General features: G+C 71.4%; 14 protein-coding genes and 1 tRNA gene. 5 read left to right on the top strand and 10 right to left on the bottom strand.

Annotated elements, in window-relative coordinates; translation table 11 throughout:
• The first annotated feature begins 64 nt into the window (after positions 1 to 64).
• Both ACSTA4_RS00075 and ACSTA4_RS00070 read left to right on the top strand, forming a co-directional pair.
• Positions 65 to 1864: a thiamine pyrophosphate-requiring protein gene (locus ACSTA4_RS00075; RefSeq protein ID WP_444961987.1), complete on the top strand. Its 1800-nt coding sequence runs from the start codon at positions 65 to 67 to the stop codon at positions 1862 to 1864.
• Positions 1865 to 1916: 52 nt separating this feature from the next.
• On the top strand, positions 1917 to 3731 hold the full coding sequence (locus ACSTA4_RS00070) for a glycoside hydrolase family 15 protein (protein ID WP_444961986.1): 1815 nt from the start codon (positions 1917 to 1919) through the stop codon (positions 3729 to 3731).
• Between the two features lie 113 nt (positions 3732 to 3844).
• Here the strand turns inward: ACSTA4_RS00070 and ACSTA4_RS00065 are convergent, their stop codons facing one another.
• Complete coding sequence (locus ACSTA4_RS00065) at positions 3845 to 5215, bottom strand: MFS transporter (protein WP_444961985.1); 1371 nt, start codon at positions 5213 to 5215, stop codon at positions 3845 to 3847.
• Positions 5216 to 5741: 526 nt separating this feature from the next.
• On the opposite strand from ACSTA4_RS00065, the gene ACSTA4_RS00060 reads away from it, so the two are divergent.
• Genes ACSTA4_RS00060 through ACSTA4_RS00050 form a run of 3 tightly spaced genes read left to right on the top strand, consistent with a single transcriptional unit; the run spans position 5742 to position 10056 of the window.
• The gene (locus ACSTA4_RS00060; protein WP_444961984.1) at positions 5742 to 6065 is read left to right on the top strand and encodes a trypco2 family protein; all 324 of its coding nucleotides are present in this window, start codon (positions 5742 to 5744) and stop codon (positions 6063 to 6065) included.
• Entirely contained in the window at positions 6065 to 8629 is a 2565-nt protein-coding gene (locus tag ACSTA4_RS00055) for a trypsin-like peptidase domain-containing protein (RefSeq protein ID WP_444961983.1), read from the top strand. The genes ACSTA4_RS00060 and ACSTA4_RS00055 overlap by 1 nt, the downstream gene beginning before the upstream one ends.
• Positions 8630 to 8658: 29 nt before the next feature.
• Entirely contained in the window at positions 8659 to 10056 is a 1398-nt protein-coding gene (locus tag ACSTA4_RS00050; protein WP_444961982.1) for an extracellular solute-binding protein, read from the top strand.
• Between the two features lie 166 nt (positions 10057 to 10222).
• Here the strand turns inward: ACSTA4_RS00050 and ACSTA4_RS00045 are convergent.
• The 9 genes from ACSTA4_RS00045 to dnaA form a co-directional block, all read right to left on the bottom strand.
• A tRNA-Ile gene (locus ACSTA4_RS00045) sits at positions 10223 to 10296 on the bottom strand.
• A 182-nt stretch (positions 10297 to 10478) separates the two neighbouring features.
• A complete protein-coding gene (locus ACSTA4_RS00040; protein ID WP_444961981.1) occupies positions 10479 to 11237 on the bottom strand; it encodes a DUF3566 domain-containing protein in 759 nt (252 codons plus the stop codon).
• A gap of 111 nt (positions 11238 to 11348) precedes the next feature.
• Positions 11349 to 13961 (bottom strand): DNA gyrase subunit A, encoded by a 2613-nt coding sequence (gyrA, locus tag ACSTA4_RS00035; protein WP_444961980.1) that lies wholly within the window; start codon positions 13959 to 13961, stop codon positions 11349 to 11351.
• Between the two features lie 88 nt (positions 13962 to 14049).
• The gene (gene gyrB, locus ACSTA4_RS00030) at positions 14050 to 15987 is read right to left on the bottom strand and encodes a DNA topoisomerase (ATP-hydrolyzing) subunit B (RefSeq protein ID WP_130395903.1); all 1938 of its coding nucleotides are present in this window, start codon (positions 15985 to 15987) and stop codon (positions 14050 to 14052) included.
• A 466-nt stretch (positions 15988 to 16453) separates the two neighbouring features.
• A complete protein-coding gene (locus ACSTA4_RS00025; RefSeq protein WP_444961979.1) occupies positions 16454 to 16927 on the bottom strand; it encodes a DUF721 domain-containing protein in 474 nt (157 codons plus the stop codon).
• A gap of 79 nt (positions 16928 to 17006) precedes the next feature.
• Positions 17007 to 18140, bottom strand: coding sequence for a DNA replication/repair protein RecF (gene recF, locus ACSTA4_RS00020; protein ID WP_444961978.1), 1134 nt, complete (start codon positions 18138 to 18140; stop codon positions 17007 to 17009).
• 104 nt (positions 18141 to 18244) lie between these two features.
• Complete coding sequence (gene gnd / locus ACSTA4_RS00015; protein ID WP_416026025.1) at positions 18245 to 19144, bottom strand: phosphogluconate dehydrogenase (NAD(+)-dependent, decarboxylating); 900 nt, start codon at positions 19142 to 19144, stop codon at positions 18245 to 18247.
• 98 nt (positions 19145 to 19242) lie between these two features.
• Positions 19243 to 20382 carry a DNA polymerase III subunit beta gene (dnaN, locus tag ACSTA4_RS00010; RefSeq protein ID WP_274975588.1) on the bottom strand — a complete coding sequence of 380 codons (1140 nt, stop codon included), beginning with the start codon at positions 20380 to 20382 and terminating at the stop codon, positions 19243 to 19245.
• A 1148-nt stretch (positions 20383 to 21530) separates the two neighbouring features.
• Entirely contained in the window at positions 21531 to 23447 is a 1917-nt protein-coding gene (dnaA, locus tag ACSTA4_RS00005; RefSeq protein ID WP_444964307.1) for a chromosomal replication initiator protein DnaA, read from the bottom strand.
• Positions 23448 to 23474 lie beyond the last annotated feature (27 nt).

The following is a 23474-nucleotide window of genomic DNA, read 5'->3' as shown; positions in this document are numbered from 1 at the left end:
GGCGGACGCGGCGCCGCGGGGAACGGTGCCGGCCGACGGCGTCGAACCCGGGAGGGAAGCGGTCATGGCGGAACTGGTGTCCGACCACGTACTGAAACGTCTGCGCGAGTGGGGGGTCGAGCGCGTCTTCTCCTACGCGGGCGACGGCATCAACGGCCTGCTCGCCGCGTGGGAGCGGGCCGGCGACCAGCCCCGCTTCATCCAGTCACGGCACGAGGAGCTGGCGGCCTTCGAGGCCACGGGGTACGCCAAGTTCTCCGGCCGGGTGGGGGTGTGCGCGGCCACCTCGGGCCCCGGCGCCATCCACCTGCTGAACGGCCTCTACGACGCCAAGCTCGACCACGTGCCGGTGGTGGCGATCCTCGGCCAGACCGCGCGCAGCGCGATGGGTGGCTCCTACCAGCAGGAGGTCGACCTGATGTCGCTGTACAAGGACGTGGCCAGCGACTACCTCCAGATGGTGACCGTCCCCGAGCAGCTGCCCAACGTGCTGGACCGGGCGATCCGGATCGCCGCGAGCAGGCGCACGGTCACGGCGGTCATCATCCCCGCCGACGTCCAGGACCTGGAGTACTCACCGCCCGAGCACGAGTTCAAGATGGTGCCCTCCAGCCTCGGCCTCCCCTCTCCGCGGTCCACGCCGTCCCCGGAGGGGCTGGCCGAGGCCGCCGAGATCCTCAACTCCGGCGAGCGCGTCGCCATGCTGGTCGGGCAGGGGGCCAGGGGAGCGGCGGACGCCGTCGTCGAGATGGCGGACAGGCTCGGCGCGGGGGTGGCCAAGGCGCTGCTGGGCAAGGACGTCCTCCCCGACGACCCGCCCTTCGTGACCGGGTCGATCGGTCTGCTCGGCACCCGGCCCTCCTACGAGATGATGCGGGACTGCGACACCCTGCTCGTGGTGGGCTCCAGCTTCCCGTACAGCCAGTTCCTGCCCGAGTTCGACCAGGCGCGCGCCGTCCAGATCGACATCGATCCGACCATGGTCGGCATGCGCTACCCGTTCGAGTGCAACCTGGTCGGCGACTCCGCGCAGACGCTGCGGATGCTGCTGCCGCTCGTGGACCGTAAGACCGACCGCTCCTGGCGGGAGAAGATCGAGGACGACGTCGCGCGGTGGAAACAGGTCCTCGAACGGCGCGCCCACGTGGACGCCGACCCGGTCAACCCCGAGCGCGTCTTCCACGAGCTGTCCCCGCTGCTGCCCGACGACGTGATGGTGACCGCGGACTCCGGTTCGGCGGCCAACTGGTACGCGCGCCACCTGGTGTTCCGCGAGGGCATGCGGGGGTCGCTGTCGGGCACGCTGGCCACGATGTGCCCCGGCGTCCCCTACGCCACGGGGGCGAAGTTCGCCCACCCCGACCGGCCGGTGGTCGCGCTCGTCGGGGACGGCGCCATGCAGATGAGCGGCATCAACGAGCTGATCACCATCGGTCACTACTGGAGGGAGTGGGAGGACCCGCGGGTGGTCGTCGCCGTCCTCAACAACCGCGACCTCAACCAGGTGACCTGGGAGCTGCGCGCGATGGGCGGCGCGCCGCAGTTCCTCCCCTCGCAGCGCATCCCCGACTTCCCCTACGCCGGGTTCGCCGAGAGCATCGGCCTGCGGGGGATCAGGGTGGAAGACCCCTCCGACGTGCGCGACGCCTGGCAGCGGGCGCTGTCGGCGGACCGGCCCTGCGTGGTCGAGTTCGTCACCGACCCCGCCGTCCCGCCGATCCCGCCGCACGCGACGCTCGACCAGATGGAGAGCGTGGCCAAGGCCCTGGCCAAGGGCGACCCCGAGGCGTGGTCCGTGGTCAAGCGGGGCGTCGTGTCCAAGGCGCAGGAGTTCCTGCCCGGAGGCGGGCGGGGAGACCGCTGACGCGGGATCGGGGGACGCGGGCATCCGCCCGGGGACGGAAGGGAGGCGGGACGTGGCTCCGCCCATCGAGGACTACGCGTTTCTGGGCGACATGCGGACGTCGGCGCTGGTCGGCAGGGACGGGAGCGTGGACTGGCTGTGCCTGCCCAGGTTCGACTCCGGCGCCTGCTTCGCCGCCCTGCTGGGCGACGGGGGCAACGGGCGCTGGACCATGGCCCCGGTCGGGGAGCACCGGGTCTCGGCGCGGCGGTACCGCTCCGACAGCCTGGTGCTGGAGACCGAGTTCCGGTGCGCGGACGGCGCGGTGCGGGTCGTGGACTGCATGCCCATCGGCGCGCACGGGACCGGTCTGGTGCGCCGGGTCGAGGGGGTGGAGGGCCGCGTTCGCATGCGGACCGAGGCCGTGCCGCGCTTCGACTACGGGTCCATCGTCCCGTGGGTGCGCAAGGACGGGCGGCGGCTGCACATGGTGGCCGGTCCGGACAGCTGCTACCTGGACTCCGACGTGGAGTTCGAGGTCGCGGCCCCGTCCAGGCCGGTCGCGGAGTTCACGGTCGCCGCGGGGGACGGCGTGGACTTCTCCCTGGTGTGGGCGCCGGTGCGGGCCCCCGAGCCGGACCCGCCCCACGTGGGCGCGCTCATCGGGCACACGGAGGAGGTGTGGCGGGAGTGGGCGTCCAGGTGCACCTACCGGGGCGAGTACCGCGACGCGGTGGTCCGGTCGCTCATCACCCTCAAGGCCCTGACGCACGCGCCCGGCGGGGGCATGGTGGCCGCGGCCACCACCTCGCTGCCCGAGCAGCTGGGCGGCGTGCGCAACTGGGACTACCGCTACTGCTGGATACGCGACGCGACGCTGACGCTGCTCTCGCTGCTGGAGTCGGGGTACGAACGGGAGGCGGCCGAATGGCGCGAGTGGCTGCTGCGGGCGGTGGCCGGTGAGCCCGCGCAGATGCGGATCATGTACGGGATCGAGGGGGAGCGCAGGCTGCCCGAGCTGGAGCTGGGCTGGCTGTCCGGCTACCAGGGCGCCCGCCCCGTCAGGATCGGCAACGAGGCGGCCCAGCAGTGGCAGCTCGACGTCTACGGCGAGGTGATGGACGTCTTCCACCAGGCCAGGGAGCACGGCATCCCGCCGCGGGAGCCGGCCTGGCGGCTCCAGCGGCACCTGATGGACTTCCTGGAGTCGCACTGGCGGGAGCCCGACAACGGGATCTGGGAGATGCGCGGACCCCGGCGGCACTTCACGCACTCCAAGATCATGGCGTGGACCGCGGCGGACCGGGCCGTCAGCGCCGTGGAGAGGTTCGGGCTGGAGGGCCCGGTGGACGACTGGAAGCGCCTGCGGGAGGAGATCTTCCGGGACGTGTGCGAGCACGGGTACGACCCCGGTCGGCGGACCTTCACCCAGTACTACGGTTCCGAGTCCCTGGACGCCTCGCTCCTGATGGCGAGCGCCGTCGGCTTCCTCCCGGCCACCGACGAGCGCATGCGGGGGACGGTGGACGCCGTCCAGCAGGAGCTGTGCAGCGGCGGCCTGGTCCAGCGCTACTCCATGGACGAGGGGACCCGGCACGTGGACGGCCTGCCCCCCGGTGAGGGCGTGTTCCTGCCCTGCACGTTCTGGCTGGTGGACAACCTCGTCCTCCAGGGCCGCGTGGACGAGGGCCGGGGGATCTTCGAGCACCTGCTGAGCCTGCGCAACGACGTGGGGCTGCTGGCGGAGGAGTACGACACCGGCGCGCGGCGGCTGGTCGGCAACTTCCCCCAGGCGCTGTCCCACATCGCCCTGGTCAACACCGCCTACGAGCTGGACCGGGGCCGCCGGGGCCCGGCGAGCCAGCGCGCGGAGTCGCGGGGGCGGTGACCGCGTCCCGGGGCGGCGGGTCGACAAGGCGACGGAGCGACAAGGAGACGCGGCGACAAAGCGACAGGGGACGGGGGACGGGGCGGCGGACCGGTCCGCCGCCCCGTCGCCGCCTACGTGCCGATCGTGGTCGGCTTGGTGCCGTCCGCGTACAGGTCCACGCCCTTGGGCTCCTTCACCAGGGTGACCCCCAGGAAGGAGACCGCGCAGGCCACGACGATGTAGACGCCGATCGACCACGAGGCGCCGGTCTCGGTGAGCAGCAGCTCGGCGATCGTGGGCGCGAAGGCGCCGCCGAGGATCGCGCCGAGGGCGTAGCCGATGGACACGCCGGAGTAGCGGACCTCGGCCGGGAACATCTCCGCGTACAGCGCCGACTGGGGGCCGTAGCTCAGGCCCAGGGTGAGCGTGAAGACGAAGACGCCCGCGAAGTACAGGTAGATGTTGCCGGTGTCGACCATGAACCACATCGGCACGGACCAGGCGGCCAGCAGCACGTAGCCGAGCTGGAAGGTCCGCACCCGGCCGAGCTTGTCGCTCAGGATGCCGCCGTAGAGCGTGGAGATGAGCCAGCCGAACGAGGCGAGGGTGGTCGCCAGGAGCACGGGGCCGCGGTCCATGCCGAGGCCGAAGTCCTCGACCGGCCGGGAGGCGTAGGTCGCCAGGTAGGCGATGACGAGGTACCCGGCTGCGTTGTTGGCGATGAAGATCAGCGCGGAGAGGACGACCTCACGGGTGTGCTTGCGGAACAGGCGGCCCAGCGGGGCGGAGGCCTCGGCCTTGCGCGCCTGCATGAGCCTGAAGACCGGGGACTCCTCCACGGACTTGCGGATGAGGTGGCCGACGATGATCAGCAGGAAGGACAGGAGGAAGGGGATGCGCCAGCCCCACTCCAGGAACGCCTCCGGGCCGATGGACGCGGTGATCACCCAGACGACGAAGGTCGCCAGGATCATGCCGCAGGGAACGCCGATCTGCGGGTAGGCGCCGAAGAAGCCGCGCTTGCCGACCGGCGCGTGCTCCACCGACATCAGCGCCGCGCCGCCCCACTCGCCGCCCGCGGAGAAGCCCTGGAGGATGCGCAGGACGATCAGCAGGACGGGTGCGGCCACGCCGATCTGGGCGTAGGTGGGCAGCACGCCGATCAGGCAGGTGGCGAGTCCCATCATGACCAGGGTCGCCACGAGCACGCGCTTGCGGCCGAACCTGTCTCCGAGGGCGCCCGCGACGATCGCGCCGAGCGGCCGGAAGAGGAAGGAGATGCCGATGGTCGCGAAGGACAGGATCTGGGCCAGGCCCGGGCTGTCCTCGGTCAGCGGCGACAGGAACAGGGGCGCGAGCACGAGGCCGGCGGCCTGCGCGTAGATGAAGAAGTCGTACCACTCGATGGTGGTGCCGACCATGGTCCCGGCGAGGACGCGCCGCCGCTCCCTGGTCTCGATCGCGCCGCCCGGCCCTGGGGCCGTCGAGTCGGAAGTTGCCATTGGTGCTCCGTATGTTCTCTGCCGACCGGGGGTCGGATTCCGCTCGTGGGCTCCTGGTATCGGCAGTCACGGTGACGACCACCCGCCCCTCCAGTCGCACAAGCGGCAGGAAGGACATGTCCGACACCGGACTGAGCCCCAGGACACCATGCCATGTGACCCAAGGCACTTTCTACACCGGGGGCTACTTTTCCCAGCTCGAAAGCCATGTCCTGACCGAACGGTCGGTTAGATGGATGGCACTGTCGGTGGCTCGCGGCCCGTGACCAGCCACGACCCCGCGCCGGTCGGACGACATGTCGGCGGATCGACGAGTCGACATGGCGCCGAGTCGGCTTCCCGGCAGAGGGGCGCCGTGAGCAGGGAGAAGCGGGGCACCCCGTCCGAGAGCGGTTATGTACAGCGGAAAACACCCGGTTAGCGACGGACCGGCGTGGAAAACTGACTATCACACCCGATATGTGATCTAGGCCACGGCTCTGTTCCCGCCGTCCCCACGACGAAACGCCCCCCAGGGAGTCATCAGGTGCCCACCATCGGACTGTCCCAGGCCATCAAGGAACTACGCGATGAACTCACCGCGGCGCAGAGGGAGAAGAAGGAGAATGGAATCGGCATCGAGATCGTCGAGGCCGAGGTCGAGCTTCTCCTGGAGGCGCGCGGGGAGGGAGCGGGGAAGGCCGGAGTGAGCTTCGGCGTGGTCTCCCTCGGGGCTGACGGGAAGGTCAGCCGCAAGAACACGCACAGGATCACGTTGAAGCTCGCCCTGACCGACGCGGACGGAGGGAACCTCGCGATCTCCTCCCGGAACAGGCCCGTTCCGGAGGGCGACGAGACCTCGGACCGCTAGTGGACAAGAAGCTCATCGCGGACGTCCGCGTCACGACGCGCGGAGGAGAGGGGGGTGGCGGAACCGGCTACCTCGTCGGTCCCACACTCGTCCTCACCGCGGCGCACGTGGTCGTCGACCACGCCCGTGTCAGCGTGTACCTGGGCACCGCACACCCCAGGAAGCTCGTCGGGTGCACCGTCCTCTGGTCGGACGAGACGATGGACATCGCCCTGCTGCGGCTGGATGTACGGCAGCCGCGGCCCCGGGTGCGCTGGGGCGGGTTCTCCGGGTACAGGAAGCAGGAGTACGACGCGCCCGGCTATCCCGACCTCGTGCTGAGTGACCGGATTCCGGAGCTGAAACACCTCAACGGGACCCTGCGCCCCCTCGAGGGCGAGATCAACAGGGAACTCAGGCTCGACATCCAGCACGAGTACGTCAACAAGGTCTCCTGGGAGGGGTTCTCCGGCACCGCCGTGTTCACCCATGGCCTGCTGGTGGGTGTGGTCTTCCGACACCAGGAGAAAACCGGTTACCTGCACGCCCGGTGCGCCTCGCGGTTCGCCGCACACCCGGACTTCGTCCGCCTGGTCGAGGAGGACACCGGGGAACCGCTGCTGATCGAGACCGCGGACGACCCCTCGCGCTACGAGAGGGCGCATGCCGCCGCCATGCGCTTCTACTACGCGCGACGCTCCTTTGTGAGGGAGGCCTGGCGTGAACGAGCCGTCCGCAGGCCCGCGCGTAGGCACAACGAGGGCGGGCAGGAGATGAGAAGCCCTTCCGCCCGGGAAGGCGGCCCCACGAGGCCGTCTGGGGATGGACGCGGGGCCGGGCGGCCGGTGTGGCCCCTGGCCGTCGCCGCCGTCGCGCTGCTCACCCTCGTCCCGAACGGCGTGTACTGGCTGCGGGCCAACGGACACCTGGGGCCGGGCCTGCCGTGCGCCCCGCCCACCGAGCTCACCGTGCTCACCACCCCGGACCAGCACGCCGTCGTCCAGCGGGCCGCCGACGACTTCTCCGCCCACCTCGGCGGCCGGAACGAGAGGAGCGGCTGCGTGCCCGTGCGCGTCAGCGTCACCGTCGCGGGCGGGGCCGCGCGCACGCGCGAGCTGCTGCGCGAGGGGTGGACCGACCTGCGGGCGGGGCCCCGCCCGCACGTGTGGCTGCCGGACTCCAGCGCGGAGGTCGCCCTGCTGCGCGGGGACCCGGGCGACGCGCCCGGCCTGGAGGCGGGGGAGGGGAGCGCCACCAGGCTCACCCCCGTGGTGCTGGGGCTGCCCGAGTCCGCGGGTGACATCCCCGCGTGTTCGGGGACCGACCCGAGCGGAGCGCGTTCGAACCTCGTCGTCTGCACGGCTGCGGCGGCGGAGGCCGGGCTCCTCCTGGCCCGCCCCTCGCCGGAGGACTCGGTCTCGGCGCTGATCCAGACCGAGGCCCTGTACTCCGCGTACGGGGACGGGGGCGCCGAGGAGATCCAGATCGCGGAGGCCCGCGCGACCTCTGCCGGGCTCGACGCCGAGGGCAACCTGGGCCTGCTGTGCGCGCTGCGCGGCGGGAGCGCCGACCCCTCCTCCGTCGGGGTGTTCAGCACCGAGTACGCGGTCGACGCCTACAACACGGGCGGGCAGCTCGGCCCCGGGTGCGGGCCGGCGGGCGAGGAACCGGACGAGCCCCTGGTCCCGGTCTACTTCTCCGAGACGCCCGGCCTGGACCACCCGTTCGTACGGCTGGACTGGGGCGGCGACGGGGTCGAACGGGAGGTGGAGGCGTTCGGGGAGTGGATGCGTCAGCCCCGGGGGACGGCGGCCTTCCAGGGCTACCGGACGGTGGAGGGCGCCATGATCGGCGGGGAGGCGGAGCGGTCCCTGATGGAGGTCACGCACCTGGACTCGGCCCTGGGGGACGAGCGGTGGCGGGAGCGGCTGGAGTCCGGGCTGCGGCAGCAGGAGCGCTCCCGCGCCCCGGTCGAGGTCCTGCTCGTGGTCGACCGCTCCGACTCCATGAGCGGCCCCGGCACGGGCGGCACCCGGCTGGCGACCGCGCAGCGGCTGGCGCGGACCGCCGTCGGCCTCCTGGGGGAGCAGGACACCGTGGGGGTCTGGACCTTCCCCGAGGGCGGGCCGGGCAACGACGTCACCGGCCAGGAGCGCGTCCTGCCCCCGGAACCGGGCATGGACTCGCGCCGGGAGGAGCTGGCACGCGAGGCGGTCGACGCGCTGAGCGCCGAGTTCCCGGCCACCCCGCTGGCCGACGCGATCCGCGACGGCGCCGAGGAGCTGGAGTCCTGCGCCGACCGGCCGGGGGAGCCCGGCGCCTGCGCCTTGGTCGTCCTCACCGACGGCGTCGCCCTCCCCGAACCGCGCGGCGGCGCGCGGGCTGACGACGTGGCCGCCGTGCTGGAGGACCTCGACGAGCGCGTGCGGGTGCACGTGGTGTCCGTGGGCAACGAGGGGTGCGGCGGGGACGGGCTGCTCAGCCGGCTGGCGGGAGCGGGGGCCGAGTGCCACCATCCGCGCGCCGACGAACTCGAACAGGTCGTCTACGGCATCGTGGCCGGGACCAGGGCGGCGACCCCGTGAGGGCCCGCCCGGGGCCGCTGAGGCCGGTCGTGTGCGCGCTCCTGTCGCTCCTGCTGCTGGGCTCCGCCGCCTGCGACGCACGGGGCGAGCGGGACGAACGGGTCCTGCGCGTCGCCCTCCCGGTGGACGTCACCGCCACGGGGGACGCGGGTGGGGGCGGAGTGTACACGCGGCTCATCGAGCGCTGGGAGGCGCGGAACGAGGGGTGGGAGGTCGACGTCCAGTGGCTCTCGCCCCGGGCGGACGAGCAGCGCTCGCAGATGGTCGTGGCGATGCAGGCCGACCCGGCGGCCTACGACGTCCTCCTCCTCGACAACCAGTGGGTGCCGGAGTTCCACGAACGCGGCTGGCTGGCGGATGTGGACACCGGGGGAGACGGCCCGCTGGCGTGGAACGGCTTCCTGGGCCGCGCCCGGGACGCGGTGTGCTACGAGGGCCGGGCGCGGGCGGTGCCGTTCCACATGGACGTGGGCCTGCTCTACTACCGCGCCGACCTGGTCGGCCCCGAGGAGGTCACCGCCCGGATCGAGGAGGACGGCTGGCGCGGGCTGCTCGGCCTCGCGGGCGAGGTGCGCGACGAGCACGGCCTGGACCACGGGTACACGGGCCAGTTCGGCGACTACGAGGGCCTGACCGTCAACGCCCTGGAGTTCGTCCTGGGCGGGCACCCCGGCCTGGAGGCGGACAGCCGGGGGACCTTCCACGGTGCGGACGGAGCGGGCTGGGCGGACGGCGGCGGGGCGGAGGAGGGCTGTGCCACGTCCGCCGGTGCGAGCGGGGAGTTCCAGGGCCTGGAGGTGCTGGAGGCGGGGCTGGACCCCGAGGCCGGGAGCGTCATCCCGCGCGCGGCCCTGGAGGAGACCGAGACCGAGAGCCTGAACCGGTTCCGCGGCGGCGAGGTGGTGTTCATGCGCCACTGGCCCCGGGTCGTGCCCCAGCTCCAGGCCGACTCCGAGAGCGCCGAGACGCTCCGGGAGGGGCTGCGCTGGGTCGGCTGGGCGGGGGAGGCCGAGGGCGGCGACCCCGCCTTCGGGGTGCTCCGGCTGCCCGCGGCCGTGCTCGGCGGCAACAGCCTGGCGGTCACCGGGGACTCACCGCACCGGGACGAGGCCTGGAGCCTGGTCGCGGCCATGACCGGGCAGGAGGTCCAGGCGGAGTTCCGTGAGGCCGGGCTGCTCCCCGCCCGCGGCAGCGGCTACCGGCTGAGCGGAGCCGAGGACAGGGACGTGCGGTACTGGGAGGAGCTGCGCGACGCCGTCGGCGAAGGCCTGCTGCGGCCGCGCACCCCCTACTACCCGTACGTGAGCGAGGTGCTGCGGGACCACGTGGACACGCAGATCCGCCCGGGTTCGACCGACCCGCACCCCGAGGACATGGTGTGCGAGCTCAACGCCGCGCTCACCGGGAGGGTCAGCACGTGCGGCTGACGGCCCCGGGGCGGCAGGTCCCCGAGTCGATACGTGCACGAGTCGACAGGTCGACACGTCCCGTTGTCGACACGGCGACTCGTCCGGGCCGCGCGCCGGACGGTGCTGACACACGTGTGACGCCCGGACATGGGAAAAGGCCCCCCGTGGGGAGCCTTCTCGTGTGTGGGCGTACCAGGACTTGAACCTGGGGCCTCATCCTTATCAGGGATGCGCTCTAACCGACTGAGCTATACGCCCTTGCTGCGTGTGGAACTCTACCGCATCGGCGGGACCGGGGCGAACCGGTGATCCGGGGCGGACGCGAGGCGGGACGCGGCGCACGCGTCCCTTTCCACCTCCCATTTTACCCGGGCGCGGAAGTGCTCGGAACCGACGCGTGAGGGCCCGGCCCCAGCGGGGACCGGGCCCTCACGGCGGTGCTACTCGGCCTCGGACAGCGTCACGTCGACGCCGCCGACCAGGTCGGCGACGAGGTTGTACAGCATGGCGCCCACCGTGGACAGGGCGGTGATCAGCACGATGTTCAGCGCGCCGACCACGCCGGTGTACCCCAGGACGCGACCCGGCGAGAACCAGGAGGCCGGGTCGAGGCCGAGCTCGTCCTCGGTCCCGTCGCCCTCCAGGAGCGCCGTGAGCATGTTGGTCAGCTCGTCGAAGACACCCAGCATCGAGAGCGTCGCGTAGATCACCGCGATCGCCACGAACAGGATGATGAAGCACACCAGGGAGACGACGAAGCTGAACTTCATCACCGACCACGGCTCCACGCGGGAGACCGACAGGTGTGCCTTACGACTGGACAGGCTGGCCTTCACGGCGTTCGGGCCCTCAGGCACCGAGGTCTTCGATTCGGACACTGGCGTTCCCCCCGCTTCGGCGCGGTCCTCCGCCACGGGTTCGGCCGGTCCGGCGGCGGCCTCGGATCCGGTGTCCGCCCTGTCGGCGGAACCCTCGTCCTCGTCGCCGGGTTTGTTCCCCGACTCCTCGCCGGACTCCTCGGCCGTGTCGGCCTCGGTGGCGCCCGTCGCCGCCTCGGCCTTGTCGTCGACCTCGGTGGTCACGGCGGCCCCCGCTTCTGCCGTGTCCTTCTCGGTCGTCTCCACGTCCCCGCCCTTGGCGCTCTCCGCCGTGTCCGGGTCGGTTTCGTTCGTGGTGGTGTTCCGCTGGTTGTCAGACATAGAAACGTTACCGCTGGACTTTCCTTGAGAACGGGTGATTGGCGCGACCAGGGTGTCCGCGGGGTCCGCGCAAAACGAACCCCGCGGCCCATATGGGGCCTAACGCGAAGTCTAGGCCTCCGGGTTGCCTTCGGCGTTCTCGTTCACGTCCTCGGCCGTGTCGGCGGCCGCTTCCCCCGCGTCCTCGGCCGTCTCGACGGCCTCCTCCTCGGCGGCCTCGGCGTTGCGCGCCACGGCCACGATCTTGTTGCCCTTGTCCAGGTTCATCAGGCGGACGCCCATGGTCGTGCGGCCGGACCGCTTGACCTCGTCGGCGCCGGTGCGGATGACACCGCCGACGGAGGTGATCGCGAAGACCTCGTCCACCTCGGGGTCGACCATCAGGGCGCCGACCAGCTTGCCGCGGGCCTCCACCACCTTGGCCGTCAGCACGCCCTTGCCGCCGCGGTTCTGCACCGGGTACTGGTCGGACGGGGTGCGCTTGGCATAGCCGTTCTCGGTGGTGACCAGGACGTCCGTGGAGCCGTCGCCCGGCCGGATGACGTCCATGCTCAGCAGGTAGTCGTCCTCCAGGAAGCGCATGCCGATCACGCCGCTGGTGGCGCGGCCCATGGGGCGCAGCGACTCGTCGGAGGCCGGGAACCGGATCGCCTGGGCGTCGCTGGAGATCAGCAGCAGGTCGTCGTCGGGGAAGACCAGCCGGGCGGCGATCAGCTCGTCGCCCTCGCGCAGGTTGATCGCGATGATGCCCGCCGCGCGCGCCGAGTCGAAGTCCTCCAGGCGGGACTTCTTGACCAGGCCCTCACGGGTGGCGAGCACCAGGTACGGGGCGGCCTCGTAGTCGCGCAGCGCCATGATCTGCGCGATCTCCTCGCCCGGCTGGAACGGGAGCAGGTTCGCCACGTGCTGGCCGCGCGCGTCGCGGGCGGCCTCGGGCAGCTCGTAGGCCTTCGTGCGGTACACCCGGCCCTGGTTGGTGAAGCACAGGATCCAGTTGTGGGTGGTGGTGACGAAGAAGTGCTGGACGATGTCGTCCTGCTTGAGCTGGGCCCCGCGCACGCCCTTGCCGCCGCGCTTCTGGGCGCGGTAGTTGTCGATGCGCGTGCGCTTGGCGTATCCACCGCGGGAGATCGTGACGACCACGTCCTCCTCCGCGATGAAGTCCTCCATGCGCATGTCGCCCTCGAAGGGGATGATGTGCGTGCGCCGCTCGTCGCCGTACTTCTCCACGATCTCGCCCAGCTCCTCGCGGATGATGCTCCGCTGGCGCGTGTCCGATTCGAGGATGTCGTTGTAGTCGGCGATCTGCGCCATGAGCTCGTCGTACTCGGCCGTCAGCGCGTTGCGCTCCAGGGCGGCGAGCTTGCGCAGCTGCATGTCGAGGATGGCGCGGGCCTGGATGTCGTCGATCTCCAGCAGGTCCATCAGGCCGGTGCGGGCCTGGTCCGCGGAGGCGCTGGCCCGGATGAGGTTGATGACCTCGTCGATGCGGTCCATGGCCCGCAGCAGCGCGCGCAGGATGTGCGCCCGCTCCTCGGCCTTGCGCAGCAGGTACCGGGTCCGGCGGACGATGACCTCGACCTGGTGCTTGACCCAGTGCCGGATCATCTGGTCCAGGCGCAGGGTGCGCGGCACCCCGTCGACCAGCGCGAGCATGTTCGCGCCGAAGGTCTCCTGGAGCTGGGTGTGCTTGTAGAGGTTGTTCAGCACGACCTTGGCGACGGCGTCGCGCTTGAGCACGATGACCAGGCGCTGCCCGGTGCGGCCGCTGCTCTCGTCGCGCACGTCGGCGATGCCGGTGATCTTGCCGTCCTTGACCAGGTCGGCGATCTTGAGCGCGAGGTTGTCCGGGTTGACCTGGTAGGGCAGCTCGGTGACGACCAGGGTCTGGCGGCCCCGCTTGTCCTCCTCCACCTCGACCACGGCGCGCATGGTGATGGAGCCGCGCCCGGTCCGGTACGCCTCCTCGATGCCGCGCTTGCCGACGATGAGCCCGCGGGTGGGGAAGTCGGGGCCCTTGACGCGCGCGATGAGCGCGTCGAGCAGCTCCTCGTCCTGCGCCTCGGGGTTGTCGAGGTACCAGTTGACGCCGTCGGCGACCTCGCGCAGGTTGTGCGGCGGGATGTTGGTGGCCATGCCGACCGCGATGCCCGAGGAGCCGTTGACCAGCAGGTTCGGGAAGCGGGCGGGCAGCACGACGGGCTCGGCGGAGCGGCCGTCGTAGTTGGGCCGGAAGTCGACGGTGTCCTTGTCGATGTCCCGGAGCATCTCCATGGCCAGCGGCGCGAGCTTGCACTCGGTGTAGCGCATGGCGGCGGCCGGGTCGTTGCCCGCCGAGCCGAAGTTGCCGTTGGGGTCGACCAGCGGCATCCGCATGGACCACCACTGGGCCAGGCGCACCAGGGTGTCGTAGATGGCGCTGTCACCGTGCGGGTGGTAGTTGCCCATGACGTCGCCGACGACGCGGGCGCACTTGAAGTAGCCGCGGTCGGGGCGGTAGCCGCCGTCGTACATCGCGTAGAGCACGCGCTGGTGGACCGGCTTGAGGCCGTCGCGCACGTCGGGCAGGGCGCGGCCGACGATGACCGACATCGCGTAGTCGAGGTAGCTGCGCTGCATCTCGACCTGGATGTCGACGGGCTCGATCCGGTCGGTCACGCGCGGCGGGGCCTCCACGCTGGAGTCCCCGCCCTCAGGGGCGTCGGGGTTGTTCGCATCCGTCACGGATGTCGGTCCCTTCTACGAAGCTTGCTTGAGCACGGGTGGGAGCGGGGCCCGGGTCCTCCGGGAGGCCCTGGACATCCGCGGAGCGCTAGATGTCCAGGAAGCGGACGTCCTTGGCGTTGCGCTGGATGAAGGCGCGCCGCGACTCGACGTCCTCACCCATGAGCACGCTGAACAGTTCGTCGGCCTGGGCCGCGTCCTCCAGGCTGACCTGGAGCAGGACGCGGCGGTCCGGGTCCATCGTGGTGTCCCACAGCTCGTTGGCGTTCATCTCGCCCAAACCCTTGAAGCGCTGCACCATGTCGCGCGGGCGCGGGTCCCTCTTGCCCTGGGCGATCCCGGCCTCGATGACCCGGTCGCGCTCGGCGTCGGAGAAGGCGTAGCTGGCGTCGCTGCCCTTCTGGTCCCACTTGATCTTGTACAGCGGCGGCGCGGCCAGGTAGACGTTCCCGGCCTCGACCAGCGGCTTCATGAAGCGGAACAGCAGGGTGAGCAGCAGCGTGCGGATGTGCTGGCCGTCGACGTCGGCGTCGGCCATCAGGATGACCTTGTGGTACCGCAGCTTCTCGGCGTCGAACTCCTCGTGGATGCCGGTGCCCAGGGCGGTGATGATCGCCTGGACCTCCGCGTTCTTGAGGATGCGGTCGATGCGCGACTTCTCGACGTTCAGGATCTTGCCCCGGATGGGCAGGATGGCCTGGTTGTGCGGGTTGCGGCCGCCCTTCGCGGAGCCGCCCGCCGAGTCGCCCTCGACGATGTAGACCTCGCACTCCTCCGGGTTGGTGGACTGGCAGTCCGACAGCTTGCCCGGGAGGGAGGTGGTCTCCAGCAGGGTCTTGCGGCGGGTCAGGTCGCGGGCCTGGCGGGCGGCCACGCGGGCGCGGGCGGCCTGGCTGGCCTTGGACACGATGTCCTTGGCCTCGCCGGGGTTGCGCTCGAACCAGTCGCGCAGGTGCTCGTTGGTGACCTTCTGGACGAAGGACTTGGCCTCGGTGTTGCCCAGCTTGGTCTTGGTCTGGCCCTCGAACTGCGGGTCGGCCAGCTTGACCGAGATGATGGCGGTCAGGCCCTCGCGGATGTCGTCGCCGGTGAGGTTGTCGTCCTTCTCGCGCAGCAGCTTCTGGTCGCGGGCGTACCGGTTGACCAGGGTGGTCAGCGCGGAGCGGAACCCCTCCTCGTGCGTGCCGCCCTCGGCCGTGTTGATGGTGTTGGCGAAGGTGTGCACGGAGGAGGTGTAGGACTGGTTCCACTGCATGGCGATCTCGACCGAGATGCCCTCGCCTTCCTCCTCGAAGGAGATGATCGACGCGTGCGCCGGCTCCTTCTTGGCGTTGATGTGGCGGACGTAGTCCGACAGACCCTCGTCGTAGTGGAAGGTGTTGACCGTCGGTCCGCCGTCGGTGTGCTCGGGCCGCTCGTCGCGGATGGTGATGGACAGCCCCTTGTTGAGGAAGGCCATCTCCTGCATGCGGCGGGCGAGCGTCTCGAAGGAGAACGTGGTGGTCTCGAAGATGCCGCCGTCCGGCCAGAAGGTGATCTGGGTGCCGGTCTCGTCGGTGCTCTCGCCCTTGACGAGCTCTCCGGTGGGCGCGGTCATCTCGTAGCGCTGGCGCCACACGTGCCCGTGGAGGCGGATCTCCACCTCCAGCGCGGTGGACAGCGCGTTGACCACGGAGACGCCGACGCCGTGCAGACCGCCGGAGACCGCGTAGGACTTGCCGTCGAACTTGCCGCCCGCGTGCAGCGTGGTGAGGACGACCTCGACGGCGGGGCGCTTCTCCACCGGGTGGAGGTCGGTGGGGATGCCGCGGCCGTTGTCGGCCACGCACACGCCGCCGTCGGCCAGCAGGGTCACCTCGATGGCGTCGGCGTGGCCCGCCAGCGCCTCGTCGACGGAGTTGTCGACCACCTCGTAGACCAGGTGGTGCAGGCCCCGCTCCCCTGTGGAACCGATGTACATTCCGGGGCGCTTGCGGACCGCCTCAAGCCCCTCCAGAACCGTGATTGAACCTGCGTCGTAGGCCAAGTGGGAACACCCTCCTGCTGGGGACGCCTGCCGACCGCGGCCGAGCGGCGACGGTCACCCGTGACACGGTGATCGGGAGGGTCTGCGTGCCGCGACACCTGGGGGATCACCGTTCGCCACAGGGGCCGTCCGCCCACCCTCTTCTGGGGGCGTGGGACCGGCTACAGGCGTCTGAAGAACCGTCTCCATGATACCCCGCACGGTGCGACAAAGTGGCATTGGCGGCCCTGTGCCGCCTCACAACGAACGTTCAGGGAGGGAGACGACTCCCTACACGCGGGAGGGGCTGCGCGCAAGTCCCGGTGCGGTTGAGTGGCGCCTGCGGCGACCGGCGGCCCCGACGCGGCCCGGGCCCCTCCTCTGGATCGGCGGACACCCGCGGGAACGGCGTTCACCTGGGGATATCCACAGGCCGCGAAAGTGGAGGAAACGGGCACCCCGGCCCCGCGGCCCGGGCGGGCGCGCCTCAGCGGCGCCGGAAACCGGGGCCGCGGACCTTGATGGCGACGACCGTGCCGTCGCCCAGCTCCTCGTTGAGACGGCGCATGAGATCGCGCACCATCGCTCGCGCGTGGGCCGCCATGGTGGGCGAATCGGCCACCACGACCAGTTCCCCGTCCGAATAGCTCTCCGGACGGAGGTGTTCTGCGTTGAAATCGCCCACGATGTCCGCCCAGCGGCCGAACACGCCGCCGATGGCCACCTGCTCCTGCCAGCCGTGCTCGATCAGCCACGTGCGCACGGCCTCACCGAACATCTGGGGCTCGTTGCGTGACCGCAACCGGCCACGCCGACGCGAGCGCTGGAGCCCCCGGGGCACCGCGCCGCGGTCCTTGGCCTCGGCCCGGGCGCGGGCGAGCGCCTGGCGGGCCAGGTCGGCCCCGGACGGGGCCGGGGGGGCCGACGGCCCCGACTCCGGCGGGCGCCGCGCTCCGTCCACAGGCTGTGGACGGAGTCCTCCGCCGCCGTGGTCGGCCGCGCCGGAGGCCGAGCCCCGGTCCACAGGGTGTGGATAACGCTCACTCACCCGTGACGACCCCCTCGCGCACGCCGAACCGGGCCCCGTCCAGCTCCTTGGGGATGTCCTCGGGCACGGCCGCGGTCACCAGGACCTGTTCGGCGTCGCCGACGCGCTCGGCCAGCCTGCGGCGGCGCTCGCTGTCCAGCTCGGCGAACACGTCGTCCAGGATCAGCACCGGGTCGTCGCCGTCGGAGCGCAGTAGGTCGAAGGCGGCCAGTTTGAGCGAGAGCGCGTACGACCAGGACTCGCCCTGGCTGGCGTAGCCCTTGGCGGGCATCCCGCCCAGCCGCAGGACCAGGTCGTCGCGGTGCGGGCCCACCAGGCTGACGCCGCGCTGGAGCTCGCGGTCGCGGGCCTCGGCCATGGCCGCGCGCAGGGTTTCCACAAGCTGTGGACGGCCGGTGGGCGGCTCGGCGCCCTCGGGGACCGCGCCGCAGCGGTAGTCGGGGACGGCCGGGCCCCCGGAGTCGGTCAGCCCGGAGTAGGCCTCGGCGATCCTCGGCCGCAGCTCCTCCACCAGGTCCAGCCGCGCCGCCAGCAGCTCCGCGCCCGTCTCCGCCAGATGGGAGTCCCACACCTCCAGCGTGCTCAGGTCGGGCGCCGAGCGCTGGCGGAACATCCGGCCGGAGGCCGACTTGAGCAGGGCGTTGCGCTGCTTGAGCACCCGGTCGTAGTCCGAGCGCACGCCCGCCATCCGGGGCGCGCGCGCCACCAGCAGGTCGTCCAGGAACCGGCGCCGCTCGCCGGGGTCGCCCTTGACCAGGGCCAGGTCCTCCGGGGCGAAGAGTACGGTGCGCAGGATTCCGAGGACCTCGCGCGGGCGGCCCGCGGGCGCCTGGTTGATCCGGGCCCGGTTGGCCTTGCCGGGGTTGAGCTCCAGGTCCACGACCATGGACCGCTCGTCGCGCACCACCTTGGCCCGGACGATCGCGCGGGGGGCGCCCTGGCGGACCAGCGGGGTGTCGGAGGAGACCCGGTGGCTGCCGAGGGTGGCCACGTAGCCGACCGCCTCGACCAGATTGGTCTTGCCCTGGCCGTTGGCGCCGACGAAGACGCTCACGCCGGGGCCCATCTCCACGAGGGCCTCACTGTAGGACCGGAAGTCGGCCAGTTGCAGGTGGGATACGTACATCCGGCCTTCCTCCTGGGGCGGCGGCGGTCGGGGGAAGGGGTCGCTCCCGGGGACGGCCCTGTGGGCTGCGTCCCCGGGTCGGGGGGCGGGGCGGGAGGGGCGCCTCAGACGTCGATGTCGTCGGAGGTCTCGGCCCGGTGCACGGCGTGCCCGCCGAACTGGTTGCGCAGGGCCGCCACGACCTTCATGGCCGGGCTGTCGTCCTGGCGGGAGGCGAACCGCGCGTAGAGGGAGGAGGTGATCGCCGGGGCCGGGACCGCGAGGTCAACGGCGGCCTGGACGGTCCAGCGGCCCTCGCCGGAGTCCTCGGCGTAGCCGCGCAGGCGCGACAGCTCGGGGTCCTCCTCCAGGGCCCGCGAGAGCAGGTCCAGCAGCCAGGAGCGCACCACGGTGCCCTCGCGCCAGCTCTCGAACGTGCCGGGGACGTCGTCCACGAGGCCGGAGGCGACCATGAGCTCGTAGCCCTCGCCGAAGGCCTGCATCATGCCGTACTCGATGCCGTTGTGGACCATCTTGACGAAGTGCCCGGCCCCGACCGCTCCGGCGTGGACGAAGCCCACGCCCTCGTCGGGCACGAGGGCGGCGAAGACCGGGCGGGCCTTCTCGACGTCCTCGGCCGGGCCGCCGACCATGATGCCGTAGCCGTTCTGGCGGCCCCAGACACCGCCGCTGACACCGGCGTCGAGGTAGCCGACGCCCTTCTCCGCCAGTGCCTTGGCGCGGACGCGGTCGTCCGCGTAGTGGGAGTTGCCCCCCTCGATGACGAGGTCGCCCTCGTCCAGGAGCTCGCCCAGTTCGGCGATGGTCGCGGCCGTGGGGTCGCCCGCGGGGACCATCACCCAGACCACCCGGGGGGCGGCCAGCCGTTCGACCAGTCCGGCCAGGGTGTCGACGTCGCGCTCCGGCGAGGCGACGTCGTACCCGACGACCTCGTGGCCCTTCTCCCGCAGCCGGGCGGCCATGTTGCCGCCCATCTTGCCGAGACCGATCATTCCGAGCTGCATGGTTGCTCTGCTCCCCTTCGCCGCCTGTGGATGGACGCCGGCCGGCCCGGGTCGCGGACCGGATCCGGCAGGTGCCAGTCAATCGGACCGGTCGCGGATCAGCCCGGCTGACGCACCGGCATGATCAGGTAGCGGTACTCGGGGGAGGAACCCTCCTCCGCGGGCTTGCCGGTCAGGATCGACGGCTTGGTCGAGGTGGTGAAGTGCAGGCGGGCGACGTCGGTGCCGATGGCGCCGAGCCCGTCCAGGAGGAACCCGGAGTTGAAGGCGATCTGGATGTCGTCGCCGTCCAGGTCGGCCTCCAGGACCTCGACCGCCTGCGCCTCCTCGCCGGTGCCCGCCTCCAGGACCAGCTGGCCCTGGCTGAAGGACAGCCGCAGCGGGGTGTTGCGCTCGGCCACCAGCGAGACGCGCTTGACCGCCTCGACGAACTCGGAGCGGCTGACCTCGGCCACCGAGTTGAAGGTGTCCGGCAGCAGCGCCCGGTACTTGGGGAACTCGCCGTCGAGCAGGCGGGTCGTGGTGCGGCGGCCGCCGCCCTCGAAGCCGATCATGCCCTCTCCGGAACCGCCGTCCGAGAGGGCGATCGAGACCTCGGCGCCCGAGGTGAGCGACTTGGCGGTGTCGTGGAGGGTCTTGGCCGGGACCAGCGCGACCGCGGACAGGTCGGGGTTCTCCGGCTTCCAGGTGAGCTCGCGCACGGCCAGGCGGTAGCGGTCGGTGGAGGCGAGCGTGATGGTCTCGCCCTCGATCTCGACGCGCACGCCGGTGAGCATCGGCAGGGTGTCGTCGCGCCCGGCGGCCACGGCCACCTGGCTGACCGCGGCGGCGAAGGCGTCGCTGCCGACGGTCCCGCTCACACCGGGCATCTCCGGGAGCGTGGGGTAGTCCTCCACCGGCATGGTGGTCAGGGTGAACTTCGCGCTGCCGCCGGTGACGACGACCTTGGCGCCGTCGGTGGAGATCTCCACGGGCTGTGCGGGAAGGTTGCGGGTGATCTCGGCCAGGAGCTTGCCGGTGACCAGGACCGTGCCCGGCTCCTCGACATCGACGTCCACCGCGGCCTGGGTGGAGACCTCGTAGTCGAAGCCGGACAGGCGCAGCTGCTGGCGGCCCTCGAACTCACCGGCCTCCAGCAGGATGCCGACGAGCACCGGCACCGAGGGGCGCGTCGGGAGTGTGCGCGCGGTCCAGGCGACCGCCTCGGCCAGTACGTCGCGTTCGACCCGGAACTTCACTTTCCGACTCACTTTCCGCACGACCGGCGTGCCGGTCGAAGCCTCAACGTTGCAGCTCGTGGATCTGTGGGTCTGCCGAGGGCTCCGTCCACAGGGCTGTGGAGGCCGCGCCGGTGCGCGGGCACCGCCGGTGGCGCCGGGAGCTGCCTCGGATCCCGTATGGGGTCACCGCTCGGATCCGGGCGGCGGAGGACAGGGGCGAGACCACACGTTACCCGGATTCACCCGCTGCCGCTGACAGCTCAGCACCGGGCTGTCGTCGCGCCAGTCTCGGAGAGTTGTCCACAGATTTTCCGCGGAGCGGTTGTGAAGCCACATCTTGGTTAATGAAGGTGCGCAGTAGTAGTAGGGCCTGTGGATAGTGTGGATAACCCTTGTTTTCGCAGGTCAACATGCGAATTTTTGTCCACAGGGCCTGTGGGTAACCCTGTGCGTAACTTGGCCCGCCTGTGGACGAACGAGGCCGTCCCCAGGTTTTCCACACTCCGTCCACAGCGTCGTCCACAGGTTTTCCCCAGGTTCTCCACAGGGATCGGTGGTTCGGTCACCGGGTGACCCACCGCGGCGTCCACAGGGACAGGGGTGGTTACCCACAGGCTCGACGCGCTTTTCCACAGGTTGTCCACAGGGTTGTCCACAGATTTGACCCCCCTCCTGTGGATAACTTGGGCGAGAGAACGCCAAAATTTTTTTCCGGGCCCCTCCACAGATCCCCCGAACCCTGACAAAGGGTCTGTGCACAGGTTTGTCCACAGGGGCTTCTCCCGTTCCGCGCGCCGAACACCTGCGCAAAGGCCTCCGACCAGGTGTGGGAAGGGCAACAGCGTCCTCGGAAGGCCTGGAGAACAGGGAGAACAGGGCGTGCCGGGCACGAACCGGCCCGGACGTCGGCAGAGGCGGCGAACCCCTCCAGAGGCGGGCGTTCGTGCGCACAAGCCTGTGGATAACTCGGCCGCGGGCGTGGTGGAGCCCTGTGGATAACGTGTGCCGCCTCGGGACCGGGCCGTCTTGCGGCTGTGCCGCCTTGTGGACGTGTCGACAGGTGGACGTGTCCACAGGCCGACACGCCGCCGCGTACTGCGCGCGAACGCCGTGGGGCGGCCCCCGTCCCGGAGGCCGCCCCACGGCGTTCGCGCGCAGTACGCGGATCAGGTCAGCGAGGGCTGGTCCTTGATCCGGCTGGTGAGCTCGTGCACCTGGTTGTAGATGGACCGGCGCTCGGCCATCAGCCCGCGGACCTTGCGCTCGGCGTGCATGACCGTGGTGTGGTCGCGGCCGAACTGCTGCCCGATCTTGGGCAGGGACAGCTCGGTCAGCTCCCTGCACAGGTACATGGCGATCTGCCGGGCGGTCACCAGCACCCGGGAGCGCGAGGTCCCGCACAGGTCCTCGACCGTCAGGCCGAAGTAGGCGGCCGTCTGGGACATGATCGCCCCCGCCGTGACCTCGGGGACCTCGGTGCTGGGCACCAGGTCCCGCAGCACCTGGCTGGTCAGGTCCAGGTCCACCGACTGCCGGTTCAGACTGGCGAAGGCGGTCACGCGGATCAGCGCGCCCTCCAGCTCCCGGATGTTCGTGGAGATCTTGCTCGCGATGAACTCCAGCACCTCGGGCGGGGCCGCCAGGCCCTCCTGCGCGGCCTTCTTGCGCAGGATGGCGATCCGGGTCTCCAGCTCGGGCGGCTGGACGTCGGTGAGCAGGCCCCACTCGAACCGGCTGCGCATCCGGTCCTCCAGCGTGGTCAGCTGCTTGGGCGGCCGGTCGCTGGAGATGACGATCTGCTTGTCGGAGTTGTGCAGCGTGTTGAAGGTGTGGAAGAACTCCTCCTGCGTCTGCTCCTTGTTCTCCAGGAACTGGATGTCGTCCACCAGGAGCACGTCGATGTCCCGGTACCGGCGGCGGAACCCGTCCGCCTTGCCGTCCCGGATTGAGTTGATGAACTCGTTGGTGAACTCCTCCGAGCTGACGTACCGCACCCGCGAACCCTCGTAGAGGCGGTGCGTGTAGTGCCCGATGGCGTGCAGCAGGTGGGTCTTGCCCAGCCCCGAGCCGCCGTGGATGAACAGCGGGTTGTAGGCCTTGGCCGGGGCCTCGGCGGCCGCCACCGACGCCGCGTGCGCGAAGCGGTTGCTGGAGCCGATGACGAAGGTGTCGAAGGTGTACTTGGGGTTCAGTCGCGCGTGCTCGCCCGGCGGGACCTCCTGCGAGCGCCCCGGGGGAGAGGAGGGGGCCTTCGGGGCCTCGTCCTCCACGGGGGCCTCCGCGGCCTCCGGAGCGGGCGGCGTGGCCTCCTCCGCCGCCTCGGGCCCCGGCGCGGGCGCCTCCTCCCGCGGGGTCTCCCAGCGGTTGGGCCGGTCCCACTCCGGGTCGGTCCAGGCCTGCTGCTGCCACCCCGCGGGCTCCTGCGGCCGCTCCAGCGCCGAGGGCTGCTCCCACAGCGGGGGCGCGGTGGGCGTCTCCTGGGGCGAGGCGAAGGTCTGCTGGACCCAGGGCGCGGGCGCGTCGCGGACCGTGTGCGGCTCCTCGTCGGCGGGCGGGGGGTCGGCCGGGGGCGTGGGGCCCAGCAGGTCGGCCTGCTCAGGGGCCGGGGGCCACGGGGCGGGCGGCTCGGCGGTCTCGGCGGACGGGCGCGCGTGCTGTCCCCGGGAGGCGGGCGCGGTCCGCTGGGCGTCCGCGGGCGCCGCCTGGGGAGCCGTCGGCCGGGCCGGGCCCGGGGCGGTGCCCGGCACGACGGGGGAGAATGCGGGCGCGGTGTGCCCCTCCACGCTCCGCGGGCCCTGCGGCCCCGGGGCGGCGGGCGGCGTCGGGGTGGGCGGCGGGGTCGGCACCGCGGTCGGGTCGACCGTCACCGCGACCCGGATCTCCCGGCCCAGGTGGGCGGAGAGCGCCTTGCTGATCGCCGGGTACAGGCGTGTCTCCAGCACCTTCTTGGTGAACTCGTTGGGCGCCGCGATGAGCGCGGTGTCCTCGATCAGGCCCAGCGGGCGGGTCTGCGGCAGCCATGCGCGCTGGTGCGCGGGGAGGGAGTCGTTGTCGATCCCGTCCAGGACGCTGGACCAGACCACTGCGAGGTTGACCTGCGCGTCAGCCAA

The organism is Nocardiopsis sp. M1B1 (assembly GCF_052466615.1).
This window is presented reverse-complemented; position numbering and strand designations above follow the sequence as displayed.